This is a genomic window from Lachnospiraceae bacterium oral taxon 096 (genome assembly GCA_018141845.1).
Classification (GTDB): domain Bacteria; phylum Bacillota; class Clostridia; order Lachnospirales; family Lachnospiraceae; genus F0428.
Genome location: CP073340.1, coordinates 1,059,997 through 1,078,901, shown reverse-complemented (window position 1 = coordinate 1,078,901; position 18,905 = coordinate 1,059,997). Strand labels below are relative to the sequence as shown.

The 18,905-nt window shown below is 41.8% G+C and carries 15 protein-coding genes; 1 reads left to right on the top strand and 14 read right to left on the bottom strand.

Annotated elements, in window-relative coordinates:
- Nucleotides 1-14: 14 nt before the first annotated feature.
- From prmC to J5A74_05370, 11 genes are all read right to left on the bottom strand, one after another.
- A complete protein-coding gene (prmC, locus tag J5A74_05420) occupies nt 15-857 on the bottom strand; it encodes a peptide chain release factor N(5)-glutamine methyltransferase (protein QUI96834.1) in 843 nt (280 codons plus the stop codon).
- Nucleotides 850-1,797 carry a DUF1385 domain-containing protein gene (locus J5A74_05415; protein QUI96725.1) on the bottom strand — a complete coding sequence of 316 codons (948 nt, stop codon included), beginning with the start codon at nt 1,795-1,797 and terminating at the stop codon, nt 850-852. Before J5A74_05415 ends, prmC begins: the two co-directional genes overlap by 8 nt.
- Nucleotides 1,798-1,863: 66 nt before the next feature.
- Nucleotides 1,864-2,070: a 50S ribosomal protein L31 gene (rpmE, locus tag J5A74_05410; GenBank protein ID QUI96724.1), complete on the bottom strand. Its 207-nt coding sequence runs from the start codon at nt 2,068-2,070 to the stop codon at nt 1,864-1,866.
- A gap of 121 nt (nt 2,071-2,191) precedes the next feature.
- Nucleotides 2,192-3,544, bottom strand: a complete 1,353-nt coding sequence (locus J5A74_05405; GenBank protein ID QUI96723.1) for a hypothetical protein — start codon at nt 3,542-3,544, stop codon at nt 2,192-2,194.
- 3 nt (nt 3,545-3,547) lie between these two features.
- Complete coding sequence (locus tag J5A74_05400) at nt 3,548-4,264, bottom strand: hypothetical protein (protein ID QUI96722.1); 717 nt, start codon at nt 4,262-4,264, stop codon at nt 3,548-3,550.
- A gap of 51 nt (nt 4,265-4,315) precedes the next feature.
- The gene (gene rho, locus J5A74_05395) at nt 4,316-5,650 is read right to left on the bottom strand and encodes a transcription termination factor Rho (GenBank protein ID QUI96721.1); all 1,335 of its coding nucleotides are present in this window, start codon (nt 5,648-5,650) and stop codon (nt 4,316-4,318) included.
- Nucleotides 5,647-6,954, bottom strand: a complete 1,308-nt coding sequence (locus tag J5A74_05390; protein QUI96720.1) for a replication-associated recombination protein A — start codon at nt 6,952-6,954, stop codon at nt 5,647-5,649. Before J5A74_05390 ends, rho begins: the two co-directional genes overlap by 4 nt.
- A gap of 2 nt (nt 6,955-6,956) precedes the next feature.
- On the bottom strand, nt 6,957-7,634 hold the full coding sequence (locus J5A74_05385) for a TIGR00266 family protein (protein QUI96719.1): 678 nt from the start codon (nt 7,632-7,634) through the stop codon (nt 6,957-6,959).
- 125 nt (nt 7,635-7,759) lie between these two features.
- The gene (locus J5A74_05380) at nt 7,760-7,966 is read right to left on the bottom strand and encodes a cold shock domain-containing protein (protein QUI96718.1); all 207 of its coding nucleotides are present in this window, start codon (nt 7,964-7,966) and stop codon (nt 7,760-7,762) included.
- Nucleotides 7,967-8,170: 204 nt separating this feature from the next.
- On the bottom strand, nt 8,171-11,788 hold the full coding sequence (gene rpoC / locus J5A74_05375) for a DNA-directed RNA polymerase subunit beta' (protein QUI96717.1): 3,618 nt from the start codon (nt 11,786-11,788) through the stop codon (nt 8,171-8,173).
- A gap of 20 nt (nt 11,789-11,808) precedes the next feature.
- Nucleotides 11,809-15,666, bottom strand: a complete 3,858-nt coding sequence (locus J5A74_05370) for a DNA-directed RNA polymerase subunit beta (GenBank protein ID QUI96716.1) — start codon at nt 15,664-15,666, stop codon at nt 11,809-11,811.
- Nucleotides 15,667-15,856: 190 nt separating this feature from the next.
- Between J5A74_05370 and J5A74_05365 the strand changes: the two genes are divergently transcribed.
- Nucleotides 15,857-16,297, top strand: a complete 441-nt coding sequence (locus J5A74_05365) for a hypothetical protein (GenBank protein QUI96715.1) — start codon at nt 15,857-15,859, stop codon at nt 16,295-16,297.
- A gap of 42 nt (nt 16,298-16,339) precedes the next feature.
- Here J5A74_05365 and J5A74_05360 read toward each other — a convergent pair whose 3' ends face one another.
- From J5A74_05360 to J5A74_05350, 3 genes are read right to left on the bottom strand one after another with little or no spacing between them, the layout of a single operon-like run.
- Nucleotides 16,340-17,161: a glutamate racemase gene (locus J5A74_05360; GenBank protein ID QUI96714.1), complete on the bottom strand. Its 822-nt coding sequence runs from the start codon at nt 17,159-17,161 to the stop codon at nt 16,340-16,342.
- Nucleotides 17,162-17,163: 2 nt separating this feature from the next.
- Nucleotides 17,164-18,231 (bottom strand): D-alanine--D-alanine ligase, encoded by a 1,068-nt coding sequence (locus J5A74_05355; GenBank protein ID QUI96713.1) that lies wholly within the window; start codon nt 18,229-18,231, stop codon nt 17,164-17,166.
- 4 nt (nt 18,232-18,235) lie between these two features.
- Nucleotides 18,236-18,904, bottom strand: a complete 669-nt coding sequence (locus J5A74_05350) for a GntR family transcriptional regulator (GenBank protein ID QUI96712.1) — start codon at nt 18,902-18,904, stop codon at nt 18,236-18,238.
- Nucleotide 18,905: the final 1 nt, after the last annotated feature.

Here is an 18,905-nt window from a genome sequence, read left to right as displayed (position 1 = left end):
TCGTATCCTTTCTTCTATCGGTGCATCGCCACAACACGGTCAAGTCCTGCAAGGTCTTTGTAAACTTGGATATCCAAAAATCCCTGTGCCCCAAAAATTTCCTTTACCGCCTCAGCTTGGTCAAAGCCAATCTCTACATATAGCCTTCCACCCTCATTTAAAAATCTTTTGCCTTCTCTCGCCAGGATACGATAAAAGTGAAGTCCATCTTCCATCCCATCCAGTGCAAGCCTTGGCTCATATTTTTTTACCTCGTCGTCTAATTCATCGACCACTTTGCTCTCAATGTAAGGTGGATTGCTCACAATCACATCCACCTTAGAAGTATTGGAGAGTTGCTCAAACATATTTGACTGAAAAAATGTGACTTGTGCCTGATTTCTCTGTGCATTTTTTCTTGCCAATGTCAATGCCTCCTCAGAAATATCCACAGCCATCACTTGAAATCCCCCAAGTTTTTGCAATGTAATGGCAATGCAACCCGAACCTGTACACATATCCATTACCCTCTGCCCTGGCTCTTCATATTCCAAAATTTTTTCAACCAATACTTCTGTATCCAATCTAGGAATCAATACATTTTCATTGACATAAAAATCAAGTCCACAAAAATTTTGCTCTCCTGTGATATATTGCAATGGAATCTTTTCTGATCGCTTTTGAATCGCCTCAAAATAGGAATTTACTTTTTTTTCCTCTTCCTCACCAAAGGGCATACTCTGATTGAGCAAATATTGATTGGCATCAATGGAAAAAACAAAAAAGAGAAGTTGCCTTGCATCAAATTCATAGGACTGTACTCCTGCCTTTTGTAATCTATTTTTTCCCTCTGTATAGACCTCTCGCAAATTATGCATTTGCCCCACTCCGATCAAAATTTTCTCTCAGGTATTTCTTCCAATCAAACACTTCATCCACCGCACGAATCGCCACTTCAACCATATCAGGTGTTGGCTCTGCTGTGGTCAAGCCCTGCATCCAAAGTCCTGGCTTACTCAAAATATTCACAAGTGCACTGTCACTTCGACCTGCAAGACTTAAAAACTCAAAACTTATGCCAGCAATGACAGGAATTAAGACAATTCGGCTCAAAATCCTCAATGGAATGCTGTCCACACGGATGACCATAAAAAATAAAATGCTAATGATCATCACAATAATTAGAAAGCTTGTTCCACATCTTTTGTGCTCCTTTGAGCTCTTCATTACATTTTCCACTGTCAAGTCCATTCCATGCTCCACACAATTGATGCATTTGTGCTCCGCACCGTGATACATAAATGTCCGCTGAATATCTTCCATCCGAGAAATGATTTTAATGTAGCTGACAAAGATGACCACTCTCAACACTCCCTCAAACAATGCAATGACATAATAATTTTCTGTAAATTTCTTGACAATATTGCTCAATAGCAGTGGCAAAACCATAAAAATGGCCACGGCCGCCACCACAGAAAAAAGAATAGAAAGTGTCATAATGGCACTCTCCGCCTTCTCTCCAAACACTCGATCCAAAAATTCTTCGACCTTTGACGGCTTACTGTCTTCATCATCTTCAAAGAAACTTGCTGAAAAGGCCAATGTCTTCATTCCCAATATCATTGAATCAACAAAAGCAAAGATACCGCGAATAAATGGCCAGCGAAATACTGGGCACTTACCTGAAACACTTTCATAAGTATCGACCTGTACGGCAATATCTCCATCTGGTTTTCGGACAGCTGTGGCATATTTTTTCCCATTTCTCATCATAATGCCCTCAATCACTGCCTGACCACCAATTCCTGAATATTTCATTTTCTCTTCTCCATCTGTATAGCAAAAAAGGTTGAGCAACTGCCCAACCTTCTAAAGTTTTTCAACTTATTCTGCTTTTACTCCATACTTACGATTGAACTTCTCAATTCGTCCACGTGCGGAAGCTGCCTTCTGCTGTCCTGTGTAGAATGAATGGCACTTTGAACAAACCTCTACGTGGATATCCTTCTTCGTTGAACCTGTCACAAATGTGTTACCACAGTTACATGTAACTGTTGCCTGGTAATACTCTGGATGTATTCCTTCTCTCATCATCTCACCTCATTCACAAAAAAATCTATTATTCCAGCGAATTTTTACCGCTCTTTACCTTAGTAAGTTTCTGAACAGCTTGTACAGTATATCATACTCATCAAAACTTTGCAAGTATTTTCTAGTTATTTGCTCCTGGACCATTTTCTGCATCATCTGACTCCAAATTTGTCTTTGTCTTTCCATTGTCATCATCATCTCCAGATCCTGGTGCAACCTGTGCTGGCTCAGTTTTCCTTGCCCTTGTTTGCTCTTTCTCCCTTGTTTCTGTTGGAGTAGTCTCACGGACTGTCTGCTCATGAGTCTGAGCATGGGTTGTCTGCTCATGGGTCTGGGCATGGGTTGGTGCTGCCGTTGTGCCCTGAATGGCCTCATGACTTTGTGCTGCCTTACTACTTGCCTTTGTACTGCTACTTGCCTTACTGCTGCTTTCTGGCTGTGCAGTACTTGTCTGTCTTGCACTACTTTGCTTTGTGCTGGAGCTTTCACTTGGTTGCTGTGCTCTACTTTGTGCTGCTGTAGTTGTCTGCTGCCTTGAAGAACTATTATTTCTTGCTGGTGCCGTTGCTATATTACTCTGGACATTATTTTGGTTGCTTCTTTGTGTTGCTGTCGTTGTATTAGTATTATTTGACTCTATATCACTACTTGTCTGAGCCGCTGAAGTATTGGCCGAAGCGCTCTCTGGGGCTGTGGTCTCCACTGCCTGAGATGGATTCTTTTCTGCCTGAATCAGCTCCTGCACACTCATTCCCTTGTACTGGGCAATATCATTTTTCCCCACTTTGCTCGACGCATTTCCCTTCGCTCTCACAATTTCCTTGATTTCTGCATAATATCCCGAAGAAATATCATAGCTTTTTGCCTTCTTCCAATCGGCAATGGAAGACCTGCGAATAACCAAAGAACTTCCCTGTCCCATTGGAAGTGTTGTATTGACGCTCTTAAATGCCTCCTGTGCAGCATTTTCCAAAAAGCCTGCACGGTTTTTATTATTTGATGCCACATCTACAAGAATATAGTTGGTGTCACCTGTAATAAATTGATTTTGACGAAGTAACTCCTCCGTCATCTTCATTGCATCATAGAAAGTAACCTTCTTTACTCCCTTGTCATTTAAGCTATTGACAATTTTTTCTGCATCACTGTTCAAAGCTTTAATAGTCACAATGCGATTATTTGTATTAATGCCATACTCAATAGATGGATTAATATCCAAAGAAACATAGGAACTGGCAAACTTTGTATTTTTTATATTGACACCAACAATTACGGCAACAAAAATAGCGACTGCCGCAATAATCAATTTTCCAAATCCAAATCCCTTGCTAGGAGTTGTCTCTTTTTCTACAGTTTCTGCAACATTGACGGTATCTCCAACACGCAAACTTCCCTTTTCCACCTTGACAATGACACCATCTTCTTGAAGAACGGCCGCATGTGCGCCCCTTATCTCTAATACTACTGCCTTCATCTCTTATGCCCTCAACGCCTTTCTGATATAGTCAAAGTATTCTCTAAGTCTCGGATAATCCCCGTGCATAATCTCTGCCACGGCAATAATATATTCTCGATTTTCCTCAAAGACCTTCTTTGGTCCAGCCACTTCCTCTCGAATATCGGCAATGGGAAGTTCCTTATCTGTACGCATTTGAGCAAATAACTCCTTATCCTCTGCCAAAAGTACAATGGCATCGGCACAAATCGTTCTCTCCTTGCCCTGCTCTGGCGTGTTATCCGCCAACTCAAACAGTGTAAAATCATATCGAGAAATCGCCTCTTGTAACCGTTCAATCTCATCTTTTATGCTCGGTGTTCCCATACGCTTTGCTGGCCCTTGTTCCTGCATTCTTGCCTGAACCCTTGCATCTTCCTCTGCATTTAGCTGAGATGAAGGATGAACTACTGGCTTTTTCTCCGCCTCCGATACTGTGCTTGGGTTCACTCTCATCTTTTGTGCAATTCGCTTCTCTGCAAATGCCCTAAACTCCCCCTGTGAACCATCATACTCATAAATCGTTGCCTTAAAAATCTTTAAGGCCTCCTGTACATCTTTCTCACTTGCACTTCTTCCAAGTGCCTTGCTTGTACAAGTTGTCACAAATTTTCTGTTCGATTCTACGAGTGCATCAAAATAATTTTTATCTTCCTGTGCCCTCAATACGGCATCTAGAACTTCTTTATTCGCTGCCACGATACTTTCTCTCCCTTCATTTTATGAACGCAACCTGTTGTCATTTTAGCATTATAGGGAATACTTCGCAAGCATCTTATCTATAAACTCTGCATTCGTCCTTGTTGCAGAGAACAATTCGATAATACTTTCGGTCACTTCTTCTGGCTTTGCAGTATTGAGTTCTTTCCGAAGAACCTCCACACAACTGCGCTCTCTCGCTGTCAAAAGCAAATCATCTCTTCTTGTTCCACTCTTATAAATATCAATCGCTGGGAAAATTCGCTTTTCAGAAATCTTTCGATCAAGCACCAATTCCATATTTCCTGTGCCCTTAAATTCCTCATAGACTACATCGTCCATTCGACTTCCTGTATCAACTAGGGCTGTGGCAAGAATCGTAAGACTTCCCCTCTCTCTCAAATTTCTCGCTGCACCAAAAAATCTCTTTGGCATATAAAGTGCTGCTGGATCAATACCTCCAGAGAGCGTTCTTCCACTCGGTGCAATGGTCAAGTTATAGGCTCTGGCCAGTCTTGTTATGGAATCCAACAAAATCATTACATCCTGCCCCTGCTCTACGAGCCGCTTTGCCCTCTCGATAACCATCTCGGAAACTCTCTTGTGTCTCTCTGGCAATTCATCAAATGTAGAATAAATAACTTCGACATTTGGTGCTTCTATTGCCTCCTTAATGTCGGTCACTTCCTCTGGTCTTTCATCAATCAACAAAATAATAATATGCATACTTGGCTCATTTTCCACAACAGCCTTAGCTACCTGTTTTAGCAATGTTGTTTTACCTGCCTTTGGTGGGGATACAATCATTCCCCTTTGTCCCTTGCCAATCGGAGACAATAAGTCCACCACTCGCATAGCCACTGTATTTTTTACACCACTTGTCTCCAAATGAATGCGTTCATTTGGAAAAATTGGGGTCAAATCTTCAAAATTTGGTCTTCGGTCAATTGCCGAAAGTGGACAACCATTGACCGTCTTTAAATACAATAGTGCAGCAAATTTTTCTGTCGCCGCCTTAATTCGCTTTGAACCACAGATAATATCCCCTGTCTTTAAACGAAAGCGTTTAATTTGCGAAGGTGCAACATAGACATCATCATCTCCTGGCAAATAATTGGCACAGCGAATAAAACCAAATCCATCGGGCATCACCTCAAGAATTCCCTCGGCCTTTACTCCAGAGTCAAGTTCTTGCATATCAATACCTCTTTTGCTTTCTTCTGCCTTACTTTCCTCTTCCTTTTCCTTTTCTTCCATTTCCTTTGCGTATTCACACAGTACATCAATCAACTCTGATTTTCTTAACAGACTAATTCCCTTTATCCCAGCTTCCTTAGCCATCATTTTTAATTCTGAAATGGACAATGTTTCTAATTTTTCTCTCATTTTTTTCTCCTGGACAAATCTTCCCCCATTTTTTTCTCATATCCAAGCTCTCCAGGGTGATAAAATCGACAATCTTCTAATCCATCAGGGAGATATTGTTGTCTCACATAATGTCCTGGATAATCATGGGGATATTGATATGTTTCTCCTCTTTGTAGTGCCCTTGCACCCCTATAATGTGCATCTTTTAAGTGATCAGGCACCTGTCCCTTTCTCGCCACTTTGAATGCTTCATCAATCGCCACAATGGATGCATTGCTCTTTGGTGCACACGCAACATAAATGGCCGCCTGAGATAAAATGATTCTTGCCTCTGGCATGCCAATTCTTTCCACTGCCAAACTTGCTGAAACAGCAAGCTGTAAAGCCTGTGGGTCTGCATTTCCCACATCTTCTGACGCACAAATCATAATTCTTCGTGCAATAAATCGAATGTCCTCTCCTGCCTCAAGCATCCTAGCTAGATAATATACTGTGGCATCAGGATCAGAGCCTCGCATACTCTTAATAAACGCAGAAATCGTATCGTAGTGATTGTCTCCTTGTTTATCATAATACATTGCTCTCTTTTGAATACATTCCTCAACCGTAGAAAGTGAAATGATAATTCTCCCATTTTCTGACATTGGTGTTGTGAGTGCCGCCATCTCAAGGGCCTTGAGTGCCACCCTGGCATCCCCATTACATTCCCCTGCCAAAAAAGAAATTGCCTCAAGTTCTACCTCTAGGGCCATCTTCCCAAGCCCTCGCTCCTGATCGTCAATTGCTCGACGCAACAACAATGCAATGTCTTCTTTTTTTAAAGTTTTTAATTCAAACACCGACGACCGAGATAATAGTGCTGCATTTACCTCAAAATATGGATTTTCTGTTGTCGCTCCAATCAATGTCAATGTCCCATCTTCCACAAAAGGAAGTAGATAATCCTGTTGTGCTCGATTAAAGCGATGGATTTCGTCAACAAATAAAATGGTCTTTTTTCCGTACATCCCAAGCCATTGCTTTGCTTGATTGACCACTTCTTCCATCTCTTTTTTGCCCGCAACTGTTGCGTTTATTTGTTTAAAGTCTGCTCTTGTAGTATTTGCGATGACTCTCGCAATCGTTGTCTTCCCTGTTCCAGGAGGACCATAGAAAATAATAGAACCCATTCGATCGGCTTGAATTGCCCTATAGAGTAGTTTTCCTTTGCCTAAAATATGCTCTTGTCCCACAACTTCTTCGAGCACCCGAGGGCGCATACGCACAGCTAGCGGTGCCTGCGCCCTCTTGGCATCTTCTTGCATATAGTCAAATAAATCCATCGCTACTTCTTTACTATTGCTCCGCCAATAGCTCCAGCTAACTTAGACATTGGCATTGTCTGAACAATTACTCTTCCTGGTCCCTTGACTACAGTATTAAATAGTCCCTCGCCACCAAAGAGCACATTCTTTACACCTGGAACAGTCTGCACTTCCATTGTGCAAGTTGCATCCATAATCGCCACATATCCTGTATCTACAACTAGACTCTGTCCCTTTTCGAGAGTGTACTCCACAGCACTTCCATCAATCTCTGCAAAGACCATACCCTCTCCAGATACCTTCTCCATAATAAATCCTTCGCCGCCAAAGAAGCCTGATCCTAATCTTTTCTGCAAAAATACAGATAACTCCACTCCTGACTCCGCAGCCAAAAATGCTCTCTTTTGAAGGATAACATCCTTTCCTGGCTCCACTTTAATTGCTCGAATCTCTCCTGGCATTGTCGATGCAAAGGCAATCATTCCTTCTCCACCCTGTGCTTCATAGCTATTCATAAACATAGACTCTCCAGAAAACATTCTTCCAAAAGCCTTTCCAAGACCGCCTGTCATGTTGGTGCTCATCTTCATATTTGCACTCATCCAACTCATTGCTCCAGCCTCACAGAGTAACTTCTCTCCGGCATCACAAGTACATATTACCACTGGAAAGTTTCCACCCTTAATTTCGTATTTCATATTATCGCCCTTTCTCTATTTATATTGATACTCTCAATATACTATATTTCCTGCACTCTAGCAAGAAAAAAAGGACCAACAGATGACAACTGCCTTCTGCTGATCCTTTTGGAGTCTTCGTGAAATTAAGCAACTACTGTTACATTAACAGCCTGGATTCCTCTATTTCCCTCAGTTGTCTCAAAAGTTACCTTTTGACCATCCTCAAGAGACTTGTAACCTTCAGTATTAATACCTGAAAAGTGTACAAAGATTTCGCTTTGATCTGCGTCATCTGTAATAAATCCGTATCCCTTCGCTGCGTTAAACCACTTTACTGTACCGTTATGCATTGTGGTACCTCCATAAAAAATATTATTTGTACTCGCTCAAACCAAAAAGTCACACATGAATTCTAAGCCCCCGAAATACAGCTAAAGTATAACAGTTTGCTATAGTACTGTCAATACAAAAAAACCAAAAATTATAGAATAAATGCCACGAATTTAGAGATATGTAACATACACCTCCCTTTGTTCGTGGCATTTTTATATTTTTTACTCTTCTATTGTTGGTGACTCTTCACTATTTGTGTCAAATTCAAAATCATCCAACACAATATTGTCATCCATATTGATGTCAGTGTCAAGCTTTACATTGCGGTATCTCTTCATACCCGTACCTGCTGGGATGAGTTTACCAATCAATACATTCTCCTTGATACCAATCAAATGATCTACTTTTCCATTAATTGCTGCCTCTGTAAGAACTTTTGTTGTCTCCTGGAAGGACGCCGCAGAAAGGAAGGAATCGGTTGCAAGAGAAGCCTTTGTAATACCAAGCATTGCCTGATTTCCCTTTGCTGGTCTCTTTCCTTGAGCAATCAATGCCTCATTCATATCATTGTATTCCAAAACATTCATTGAAACACCTGGAAGAACAGTAGAATCTCCACTCTCCTCAATTTTAATCTTGCGAAGCATCTGGCGAACAATGACCTCGATATGCTTATCATTGATCTCTACACCCTGAAGACGATATACACGTTGTACTTCCTGAAGCATATAATCTTGAACTGCTCGAACACCCTTAATCTTTAAGATGTCATGTGGATTTACACTACCCTCCGTCAGCTCATCACCCGCCTCAATGACTTGACCATCTGAAACCTTCATTCTTGAGCCATATGGAATCAAATAAGTTTTTGACTCTCCACTCTCATTGTTGGTCACAACAATTTCTCTCTTCTTCTTGGTATCCTTTACCTCGACAACACCTGCAAATTCGGAGATAATTGCCAGTCCCTTTGGCTTGCGAGCCTCAAAGAGCTCCTCGACTCTAGGAAGACCCTGTGTGATATCTCCACCGGCAACACCACCGGTATGGAATGTACGCATCGTCAACTGCGTACCAGGCTCACCGATAGACTGTGCTGCAATAATACCAATTGCCTCTCCAACCTGTACGGCTTGACCTGTCGCCATATTTGCACCGTAACACTTTGCACAAATACCATTGTGACTCTTACAGGAAAGGATATTTCTAATTTTTACAGAATTTCTTCCTGTCTTTTCCAATACCTTCATCACGGCCGCCGCACGCTTTGGTGTGACCATATGATTTGCCTTGACCACAACTTCTCCAGTATCTGGATCTGTAATCGTTTCCGCAATATATCTTCCTGTAATTCTCTCCTCAAGGCTCTCGATGATTTCCTTACCATCTGTAAACGCCTTAATTTCCATAAACGGAATTTCCTTGCCCTCGCAACAATCGGTCTCTCGAACAATTAAATCCTGCGATACATCGACCAATCTTCTTGTCAAATATCCCGAATCGGCTGTTCGAAGTGCAGTATCAGAAAGTCCCTTTCTAGCACCATGAGCAGAAATAAAGTACTCCAATACATCGAGACCTTCACGGAAATTTGACTTAATTGGAAGTTCGATGGTGTGACCTGTTGTATCGGCCATCAATCCACGCATACCTGCAAGCTGCTTGATCTGCTTATCTGAACCACGGGCTCCTGAGTCTGCCATCATAAAGATATTATTGTAGGCATCAAGTCCTGTCAACAAGTCCTTTGTCAATTGGTCATCCGTCTTTTTCCAAGTCTCAATAACCTCTTTATATCTCTCTTCGTCTGTGATCAAGCCACGGCGATAATTCTTTGCAATCAAATCAACTGTATTTTGTGCATCTTCAATCAATTTTGGCTTTGTTGCTGGCACAGTCATATCAGAAATGGATACGGTCATTGATGCAATGGTTGAGTACTTATATCCAATGGCCTTAATGTCATCCAAAACTTCCGCTGTCTTTGATAATCCATGAACATTGATCACCTTCTCCAGAATCTGCTTACATTGCTTCTTCTTTACAAGGAAACCAATCTCTGGCTTTAACTCATTACCTGGAATGCTTCTGTCCACAAATCCCAAGTCCTGTGGAATAATCTCATTGAACAAAATACGTCCAACCGTTGTCTGCACAGTTCCTGTCAGCACTCTTTTATCTGGCATCGTCTTTGTCATTCTCACCTTAATAATAGAATGCAAGGTCACCACATGGTTTGCATAGGCAAGAATAGCTTCATTGGCACTCTTAAAGTACTTGCCCTCTCCCTTTGCTCCAGGTCTTTCCTGTGTCAAATAATAAATACCCAAAACCATATCCTGTGAAGGAACGGCAACTGGACCACCATCAGATGGTTTTAACAGGTTATTTGGTGAGAGCAAAAGGAATCTGCACTCTGCCTGCGCTTCTACGGAAAGTGGAAGATGAACCGCCATCTGGTCACCATCAAAATCTGCATTAAACGCTGTACACACGAGCGGATGAAGTTTAATTGCCTTACCCTCAACAAGAATTGGCTCAAATGCTTGAATACCCAATCTGTGCAATGTAGGGGCACGATTTAGCATTACTGGATGTTCTTTGATGACATCCTCAAGCACATCCCAGACCTCTGTCTGTAAACGCTCAACCATCTTCTTTGCTGACTTAATATTATGTGCTGTTCCATTGGCCACAAGTTCCTTCATCACAAATGGTTTAAATAACTCGATGGCCATTTCCTTTGGAAGACCACATTGGTAAATCTTTAGCTCAGGACCAACAACAATAACCGAACGACCAGAATAGTCGACACGCTTGCCAAGAAGATTCTGACGGAATCGTCCCTGTTTACCCTTTAGCATATCCGAGAGCGACTTGAGTGCACGGTTTCCTGGACCAGTCACTGGTCTTCCTCTTCTTCCATTATCAATCAGAGCGTCCACAGCCTCCTGCAACATTCTCTTCTCATTTCGGATAATAATATTTGGTGCTCCGAGCTCCAAAAGTCTAGCCAAACGATTATTTCGATTAATAATTCTTCTGTACAAGTCATTGAGATCACTTGTTGCAAATCTTCCACCATCGAGCTGTACCATTGGTCGGATGTCTGGTGGAATAACAGGAATATTGCTCATAATCATCCACTCTGGCTTATTATGAGAATTTTTAAATGCCTCAACAACTTCCAATCTTTTAATGATTTTTGCTCTCTTTTGTCCAGAAGCATCATCTAATTGGGCCTTTAATTCCTCTGAATCCTTCTCCAAATCAATTCCCTGTAAGAGTTCCAAAATAGCCTCTGCACCCATTCCTGCACGGAATGAACCAAAGCCAAATTTCTCTACAGCTTCTCTGTATTCCTTCTCTGACAAAACTTGCTTATAGGTCAATCCGGATTCCTTGGCATCCAACACCACATAGGAAGCAAAATAGAGTACCTTTTCCAATACTCTTGGTGTCATATCAAGGATGAGTCCCATGCGTGATGGAATACCCTTGAAATACCAAATATGGGAAACTGGTGCTGCCAATGCAATATGCCCCATGCGCTCACGGCGCACACTAGATTTTGTGACCTCAACCCCACAGCGGTCACAGACAACTCCCTTGTAGCGAATCTTCTTATACTTTCCACAATGACATTCCCAGTCCTTGCTCGGTCCAAAGATTCTCTCGCAGAACAAACCGTCTCTCTCCGGCTTTAATGTTCTATAATTGATGGTCTCTGGTTTTTTTACCTCTCCATGGGACCACTCAAGAATCTTTTCCGGAGATGCCAAGCCGATCTTAATGGCATCAAAAACAATCGGCTGGTATGTCTCGTTATTCTCAGGCATAAATTGTTCTCCCTTCTAACTTATTCGTCGTCATCTTCTGAAAAATCATCTAAATCTGCTAGGTTGTAGTCGCTATCGGAATCATCATCACCAGCATCAACTAACTCTCCATCAACAAACTCCTGCTTTGAAAAGCCTGCGCCCGCAAATTTGTCTTCATCTCTATATCTTCGATCACCTTCGATAATGGAATTAATACTCAAATCACCATAATCGATGTTCTCCTTTAATTCGACCTCTTCACCATTGTCATCTAAGATGCGAACATCCAATGCCAATGATTGGAGCTCCTTGAGCAATACCTTAAAGGATTCAGGAACTCCTGCCTCAGGAATATTTTCGCCCTTAATAATTGCCTCATAAGTCTTTACACGTCCGACAACATCATCGGACTTAAAGGTCAAGATCTCTTGCAGGGTATAGGAAGCGCCATAGGCCTCAAGTGCCCAAACCTCCATCTCTCCAAATCTCTGTCCACCAAATTGTGCCTTACCGCCGAGTGGCTGTTGTGTCACTAATGAATATGGACCTGTTGAACGAGCATGAATCTTATCATCAACAAGATGATGGAGCTTCAAATAGTGCATATGACCAATGGTTACTGGGCTATCAAAGTACTCACCTGTTCTACCATCACGAAGTCTAACTTTTCCATCTCTTTGGATTGGCACACCCTTCCAAAGCTCTCTGTGATCAAGATGTTCTCCGAGATATTGCATCACACCCTCATCAAGTGTTTCCTTGTATTTATTGCTAAATTCTTCCCACTCCGTGTTGACATAGTCATTGGCCACTTCGAGCATATCCATAATGTCTCGCTCGTTCGCACCATCAAACACAGGGGTTGCCACATTAAATCCAAGAGCTTTTGCCGCCAAAGACAAGTGAATCTCAAGAACCTGCCCAATATTCATACGAGAAGGCACACCCAAAGGATTCAATACGATATCCAGTGGTCTTCCATTTGGAAGAAATGGCATATCCTCCACAGGTAAAACTCTTGAAACCACACCCTTATTTCCATGACGACCAGCCATCTTATCGCCAACAGAAATCTTTCTCTTTTGTGCAATATAGATGCGTACATTTTGTGTCACTCCTGGTTGCAATTCATCTCCATTGTCTCTTGTAAATACCTTGGCAGATACAACCACTCCATATGCTCCATGTGGAAGCTTTAATGAAGTATCTCTTACTTCTCTGGCTTTTTCTCCAAAAATGGCACGAAGCAAACGCTCCTCTGCTGTAAGTTCTGTCTCTCCCTTTGGTGTTACCTTTCCGACAAGAATATCTCCCGCACGGACTTCTGCACCGATGCGAATAATTCCCCTCTCATCGAGGTCTTTGAGGGCATCATCACCAACACCTGGAACATCTCTTGTAATTTCCTCTGGTCCAAGCTTTGTATCACGAGCTGCACACTCATATTCCTCCAAATGGATGGAGGTATAAACATCATTTTGTACAAGACGCTCACTTAAAAGTACTGCATCCTCGTAGTTATATCCTTCCCAAGTCATAAAGCCAATCAGAGGATTCTTTCCAAGTGCAATCTCACCATTCTTTGTCGATGGCCCATCGGCAATCACCTCGCCAGCCTCCACATGATCTCCCTTAAATACGATTGGCTTCTGATTATAGGAATTGGATTGATTGGATCTTGAGAACTTAATTAAGCGATATCTTTCCTTTTCTCCATTGTCATCTCTGCGCACCACAATCTCATTGGACGCCGAAACAAGAACTTCTCCCGAATGTCGAGCAATGACACAGACTCCCGAATCGACTGCCGTTTTACTCTCCATACCTGTGCCGACAGCTGGAGCCTCTGTAATCATCAGTGGAACCGCCTGACGCTGCATGTTTGAACCCATCAAGGCACGGTTTGCATCATCATTTTCAAGGAATGGGATCATACTTGTTGCCACGGAGAATACCATTCGTGGCGATACATCCATTAAATCAATATTTCTCTTTTGGAAGGCTGATGTTGCCTCACGATAGCGGCCAGAAACATTGTTATGAATAAAATGTCCTTCCTCATCTAATGGCTCATTCGCCTGTGCAACAATAAAATCATCTTCTTCATCCGCTGTGAGGTACACTACTTCATCTGTAACTATCGGATTTGTACTATCTACAGACTTATCTACCAAGCGATATGGTGCTTCAATAAATCCATATTCATTGACTCTTGCATAGCTTGCTAAGGAGTTGATAAGACCAATGTTTGGTCCCTCAGGTGTCTCAATTGGGCACATACGACCATAGTGGGTGTAATGTACATCTCGAACCTCAAATCCTGCGCGGTCTCTGGAGAGACCACCAGGTCCAAGGGCCGAAAGACGCCTCTTATGGGTGAGTTCAGACAAAGGATTGTTCTGATCCATAAACTGTGAAAGCTGGGAACTACCAAAAAATTCCTTAACTGCTGCAGTCACAGGTTTAATATTGATTAAAGACTGTGGTGTGATACCTTCGATATCCTGTGTGGACATTCTCTCTCTGACCACACGCTCCATTCTCGAAAAGCCAATGCGATACTGATTCTGTAAGAGCTCTCCAACCGCACGAATGCGTCGATTCCCTAAGTGATCGATATCATCCTTTGTTCCAATATGCTCTTCGATATGCATATTGTAGTTGATGGTTGCAAAGATATCTTCCTTTGTGATATGCTTTGGTATCAATTCATTGATATGACTCTTGATCGCTGTCAACAATTCCTCTTGATCAGAATACTTCTCCATCAATTCTTTCAAAACTGGATAAAAGACATCCTCGGTGATCCCCAATTCCTCTGGATTTTCAATATCCACATGGGCACGGATATCGACCATCATATTGGAAAGTACTTTTACCTTTCTCTCGTTCTGACCTTCCAGCCATACATATTCTACACCTGCATTTTGGATATCTTCTGCGAGCTGTTTATCAACAACCGTACCTGCCTCAGCTAAAACTTCTCCTGTCTCCATATTGGCCACATCCTCAGCCAAGGTATGACCAACAATTCGACTTCTAAAATGTAATTTTTTATTGAACTTATAGCGTCCAACTCTTGCCAAATCATATCTTCTTGCATCAAAGAACATTGAATTCAATAAATTCTCTGCGCTATCTACAGAAAGTGGCTCGCCCGGTCTAATCTTTTTATATAATTCCAAGAGACCATCAGAATAATTTTCTGCTGAATCCTTTGCAAAGCTTGCAAGAAGCTTTGGTTCCTCGCCAAAGAGGTCTATAATTTCTTTATTTGTTCCCAGTCCCAATGCTCTCAACAATACAGTAACAGGTACTTTTCTTGTCCTGTCTACTCTCGCATAGAAGACATCATTTGAATCGGTCTCATATTCCAACCAAGCTCCACGGTTTGGGATAACTTGACAGAAATAACATTCCTTACCAATTTTATCATGTTCAATTGTATAATAAATACCTGGAGAACGAACTAACTGGCTAACGATAACACGCTCAGCTCCATTGATTACGAAGGAACCTGTATCTGTCATCAGTGGAAGATCACCCATAAAGATTTCGTGTTCATTAATTTCATCTTTGTCATTATTGCAGAGTCTTACCTTCACCTTTAATGGTGCCGCATAAGTCGCATCTCTGTCCTTGCATTCTTCGATTGAATATTTTACCTCATTCCTGCATAGAGTAAAATCCACGAAGTCAAGACTCAAATGTCCTGCAAAATCTTCAATTGGGAAGATATCACGAAAGACCTCTTTGAGTCCTTCATCAAGGAACCATTGATAAGAGTCCTTCTGGATTTCAATCAGGTTTGGCATCTCTAGGACTTCTTTTCTTGTCGAAAAGTTCATTCTTATGCTTTTTCCGGATTTTTTAGGACGCATCTTACTTTTTTCCATTGACGTTTTCACCCCTGTCTGTAAATTTGAATAATAGTTACCGTGACGCACCTCTACCATTTTAGTGCAACTTTCATCTTAGCACCTTTATATTGACTTGTCAATATGTTATACTTGATTTTTCCTCTTAAATCTGCTATACTACTCCAGTTAGGATATACACTTTTCACAACTGGAGGACAATAAAGCCATGAACATTCTTTTAACTGTGCTCATTGTAATCTTGGTAATTGCCTTGATTGCTCTAGTCGCACTGTACTTCTTTGGCCGCAAGCTCGAGAGCAAACAGCTCGAACAAAAAGATGCCCTAGAGGCAGCAAAGCAGACAATTTCTATCTTAGTCATTGACAAAAAGAGAGTCAAAATTAAGGACTCTGGTTTGCCAGATATTGTCTATCAACAGACTCCTTGGTACTTGCGCCGTGCAAAAGTTCCTATCGTCAAGGCAAAAATCGGGCCAAAAATTCAAGTTCTTATGGCCGAAGACAAAGCTTTTGAACAGCTCCCTGTCAAGACAGAAGCCAAGGTGGTTGTCAGTGGCATCTATATCTCAGAAGTCAAGAGTGCCAGAGGTGGGCTACTTACCCCTCCTGCAAAAAAGAAGGGATTATTATCTCGATTTAAAAAATAGCCAAAAGGGCAGTGAAAAAATTACATTTTTCACCGCCCTTTTTTAGTACGACTCAATATGAATAATATTGGTTTGCTTGACATCATCAGGAAGTATGGATGTCGCAAAATCTTTAAATTGCTCCGCCATATCGCTGACATAAAACTGATATTTTTCCTCACCATCTGCCATCGGAAAATGATTGAGCAATTGATGCGAAGCAAGTACATCCTTTAATTCAATTGCTGTTTCATAAGCTGGATTGACTAAAGCAACTTCATCTCCCATAATTCTTCGAATAGCCGAGCGAAGAAGTGGATAGTGTGTACACCCCAGCACTAAAGTGTCAATATACTTTTGCTTTAAACCACTGACATAGCGAGAAATAATTTCATCTGTCACGCTGTCATGCAAAAGTCCCTCCTCGACAAGAGGACAGAGCAATGGACAGGCCTTTTGAATCACTTCCACTTTGGGATTGATGGACAAAATCTCTTCTGGATAAATTCCCGTCGAAATCGTCGCCTGTGTTCCAATCACTCCAATTTTTCCATTTCTTGTCACCTGTGCGGCACTCTTTGCACCTGCATGAATAACACCCAATATCGGAATATCACTTTCTGCAACCACTGTCTCCAAAGCATAAGCACTAGCTGTATTACAGGCAATGACAATAGCCTTTACTTCTTGTGTTCGCAAAAAGCGAATAATTTGTCTGGAATAGCGAATCACAGTATCCTTTGACTTACTTCCATAGGGAACTCTTGCTGTGTCCCCAAAATAGACCAACCTCTCCTGTGGCATTTGGCGTATAATCTCCCTTGCTACTGTCAATCCACCTACACCAGAATCAAACACGCCAATCGGTGCTCTCTCTCGTCCCATTCTTATGCCCTCTCAAAGGCAAGGGCAATCAAATCATTGACCAGTTGCTTTGTTTCAATTCCCTTTGCCTTCCAAAGTGTTGGATACATACTAATTGCTGTAAATCCTGGCATTGTGTTAATTTCATTAAACACAATTTCACCTTCCTCAGTGACAAAAAAATCTACCCTTGAAAGACCAAATCCGTCAATTGCCTCAAATATCCTCTTCGCAATCTCTGGAATTTTCTTCTCTGCCTCTCCAGGAAGCTTTGGATCTACAACTGTCTTTGAGTCATGATTATAATACTTTGCCTCAAAATCATAAAAAGCTGCTTCCTTTGCTGCAAGAATTTCACCCACACCACTGGCCTTTACGGGAACTTTTCCGCCACCAAACACTGCACATTCCACTTCATGTCCAACAATCGTCTCTTCTACAAGAATCTTTCGATCATGAATGGCTGCCTCTTTGAGGGCATAAATCAATTCTTCTGTCGAATTCGCCTTATTGACTCCTTTACTTGATCCTGCATTGGACGGCTTGACAAATACAGGGTAGGAAAAATGTCCCTCCACGCGATTGACCACTGCCGCCATGTCCCTCTCAATTTGGGCTCTTGTCACCAACTCAAAGTCTGCCTGACGAACCCCAATGTGATTGACAATAATCTTTGTGTACACCTTATCCATTCCCACAGCACTGGCCAACACCCCACAGCCAACATAAGGGATCTGTGCCATCTCACAAAGTCCCTGTATTGTTCCGTCCTCTCCATAGAGTCCATGCATCACAGGATAGACAATATCCACTCGCACCTTTGTATAGGATGTTCCCTCGTGAATGAGAATGCACTTTTCTACCGCATCTGGCAATAAGACAGCCTCGGTCTTTGTCTCTACCCAACGACCATTTTCAATCTGCTCCACACTATTCACTTTTAGCCACTGTCCTTCTTTCGTGATTCCGATCAATGTCACATCATAGAGTTCTTTGTCCACCTGTTGAATTACAGTTGTTGCTGAAATACATGAAATCTCGTGCTCTGAGGACTGTCCCCCAAAAATTATTGCAATCATTTTCTTTGTCATTTTCTTATGCCTCTTTTATATTTTTAGAAATTGTTACTTCTTGGTTATCAATATGGCTGCGAATCGCACTCTTTGCCTGACTCACCTGCCTTGACTGTATGGCATTAATGATTTCTTCATGTTCAGCCAACAGTGTCTGGCGTGTCTTTTCATCCTTAATATATTCCAATCGGTAGCGATACATCTGCTCGCGCAAATTATTGAGCATTTGCACCAATTTATCATTCTCTGTTGCCTGAAAAATAATATCGTGAAATTTTTCATCCATTCGTGCAATTTTAATGGCATCACTTCCTGCTGTAGCATCCTTAAAATCTCTTTCCGCTGCAACAAGTTCTGTCACCATATCCTCATGAATTCTTTCACACGCAAGTTCAATCGCCAACTCCTCGAGTGCTCTTCTGACTTCCAAAACATCGCGCAAATTTTTTTCTGTAATTCCCGCGACCTCAGCTCCTTTTCTTGGCACCATAGTCACTAATCCCTCTAGCTCAAGCTTTCGAATGGCCTCTCGAATGGGAGTTCTGCTCACTCCCAGCTTTTTTGCCAGCTGAATCTCCATCAATCGCTCTCCAGGCACCATATCCCCTTTGAGAATCGCCTGTCTCAATGTCTTAAACACAACATCTCTAAGCGGCATATACTCATTTACTTCGTTGCTAAAATCTGACATC

Bases quoted from the DNA above. Each gene is read 5' to 3' on its own strand.
- prmC (QUI96834.1), bottom strand. From the start codon at position 857: ATGCATAATTTGCGAGAGGTCTATACAGAGGGAAAAAATAGATTACAA.
- J5A74_05415 (QUI96725.1), bottom strand. From the start codon at position 1,797: ATGAAATATTCAGGAATTGGTGGTCAGGCAGTGATTGAGGGCATTATG.
- rpmE (QUI96724.1), bottom strand. From the start codon at position 2,070: ATGAGAGAAGGAATACATCCAGAGTATTACCAGGCAACAGTTACATGT.
- J5A74_05405 (QUI96723.1), bottom strand. From the start codon at position 3,544: ATGAAGGCAGTAGTATTAGAGATAAGGGGCGCACATGCGGCCGTTCTT.
- rho (QUI96721.1), bottom strand. From the start codon at position 5,650: ATGAGAGAAAAATTAGAAACATTGTCCATTTCAGAATTAAAAATGATG.
- J5A74_05390 (QUI96720.1), bottom strand. From the start codon at position 6,954: ATGGATTTATTTGACTATATGCAAGAAGATGCCAAGAGGGCGCAGGCA.
- J5A74_05385 (QUI96719.1), bottom strand. From the start codon at position 7,634: ATGAAATACGAAATTAAGGGTGGAAACTTTCCAGTGGTAATATGTACT.
- J5A74_05380 (QUI96718.1), bottom strand. From the start codon at position 7,966: ATGCATAACGGTACAGTAAAGTGGTTTAACGCAGCGAAGGGATACGGA.
- rpoC (QUI96717.1), bottom strand. From the start codon at position 11,788: ATGCCTGAGAATAACGAGACATACCAGCCGATTGTTTTTGATGCCATT.
- J5A74_05370 (QUI96716.1), bottom strand. From the start codon at position 15,666: ATGGAAAAAAGTAAGATGCGTCCTAAAAAATCCGGAAAAAGCATAAGA.
- J5A74_05365 (QUI96715.1), top strand. From the start codon at position 15,857: ATGAACATTCTTTTAACTGTGCTCATTGTAATCTTGGTAATTGCCTTG.
- J5A74_05360 (QUI96714.1), bottom strand. From the start codon at position 17,161: ATGGGACGAGAGAGAGCACCGATTGGCGTGTTTGATTCTGGTGTAGGT.
- J5A74_05355 (QUI96713.1), bottom strand. From the start codon at position 18,231: ATGACAAAGAAAATGATTGCAATAATTTTTGGGGGACAGTCCTCAGAG.
- J5A74_05350 (QUI96712.1), bottom strand. From the start codon at position 18,904: ATGTCAGATTTTAGCAACGAAGTAAATGAGTATATGCCGCTTAGAGAT.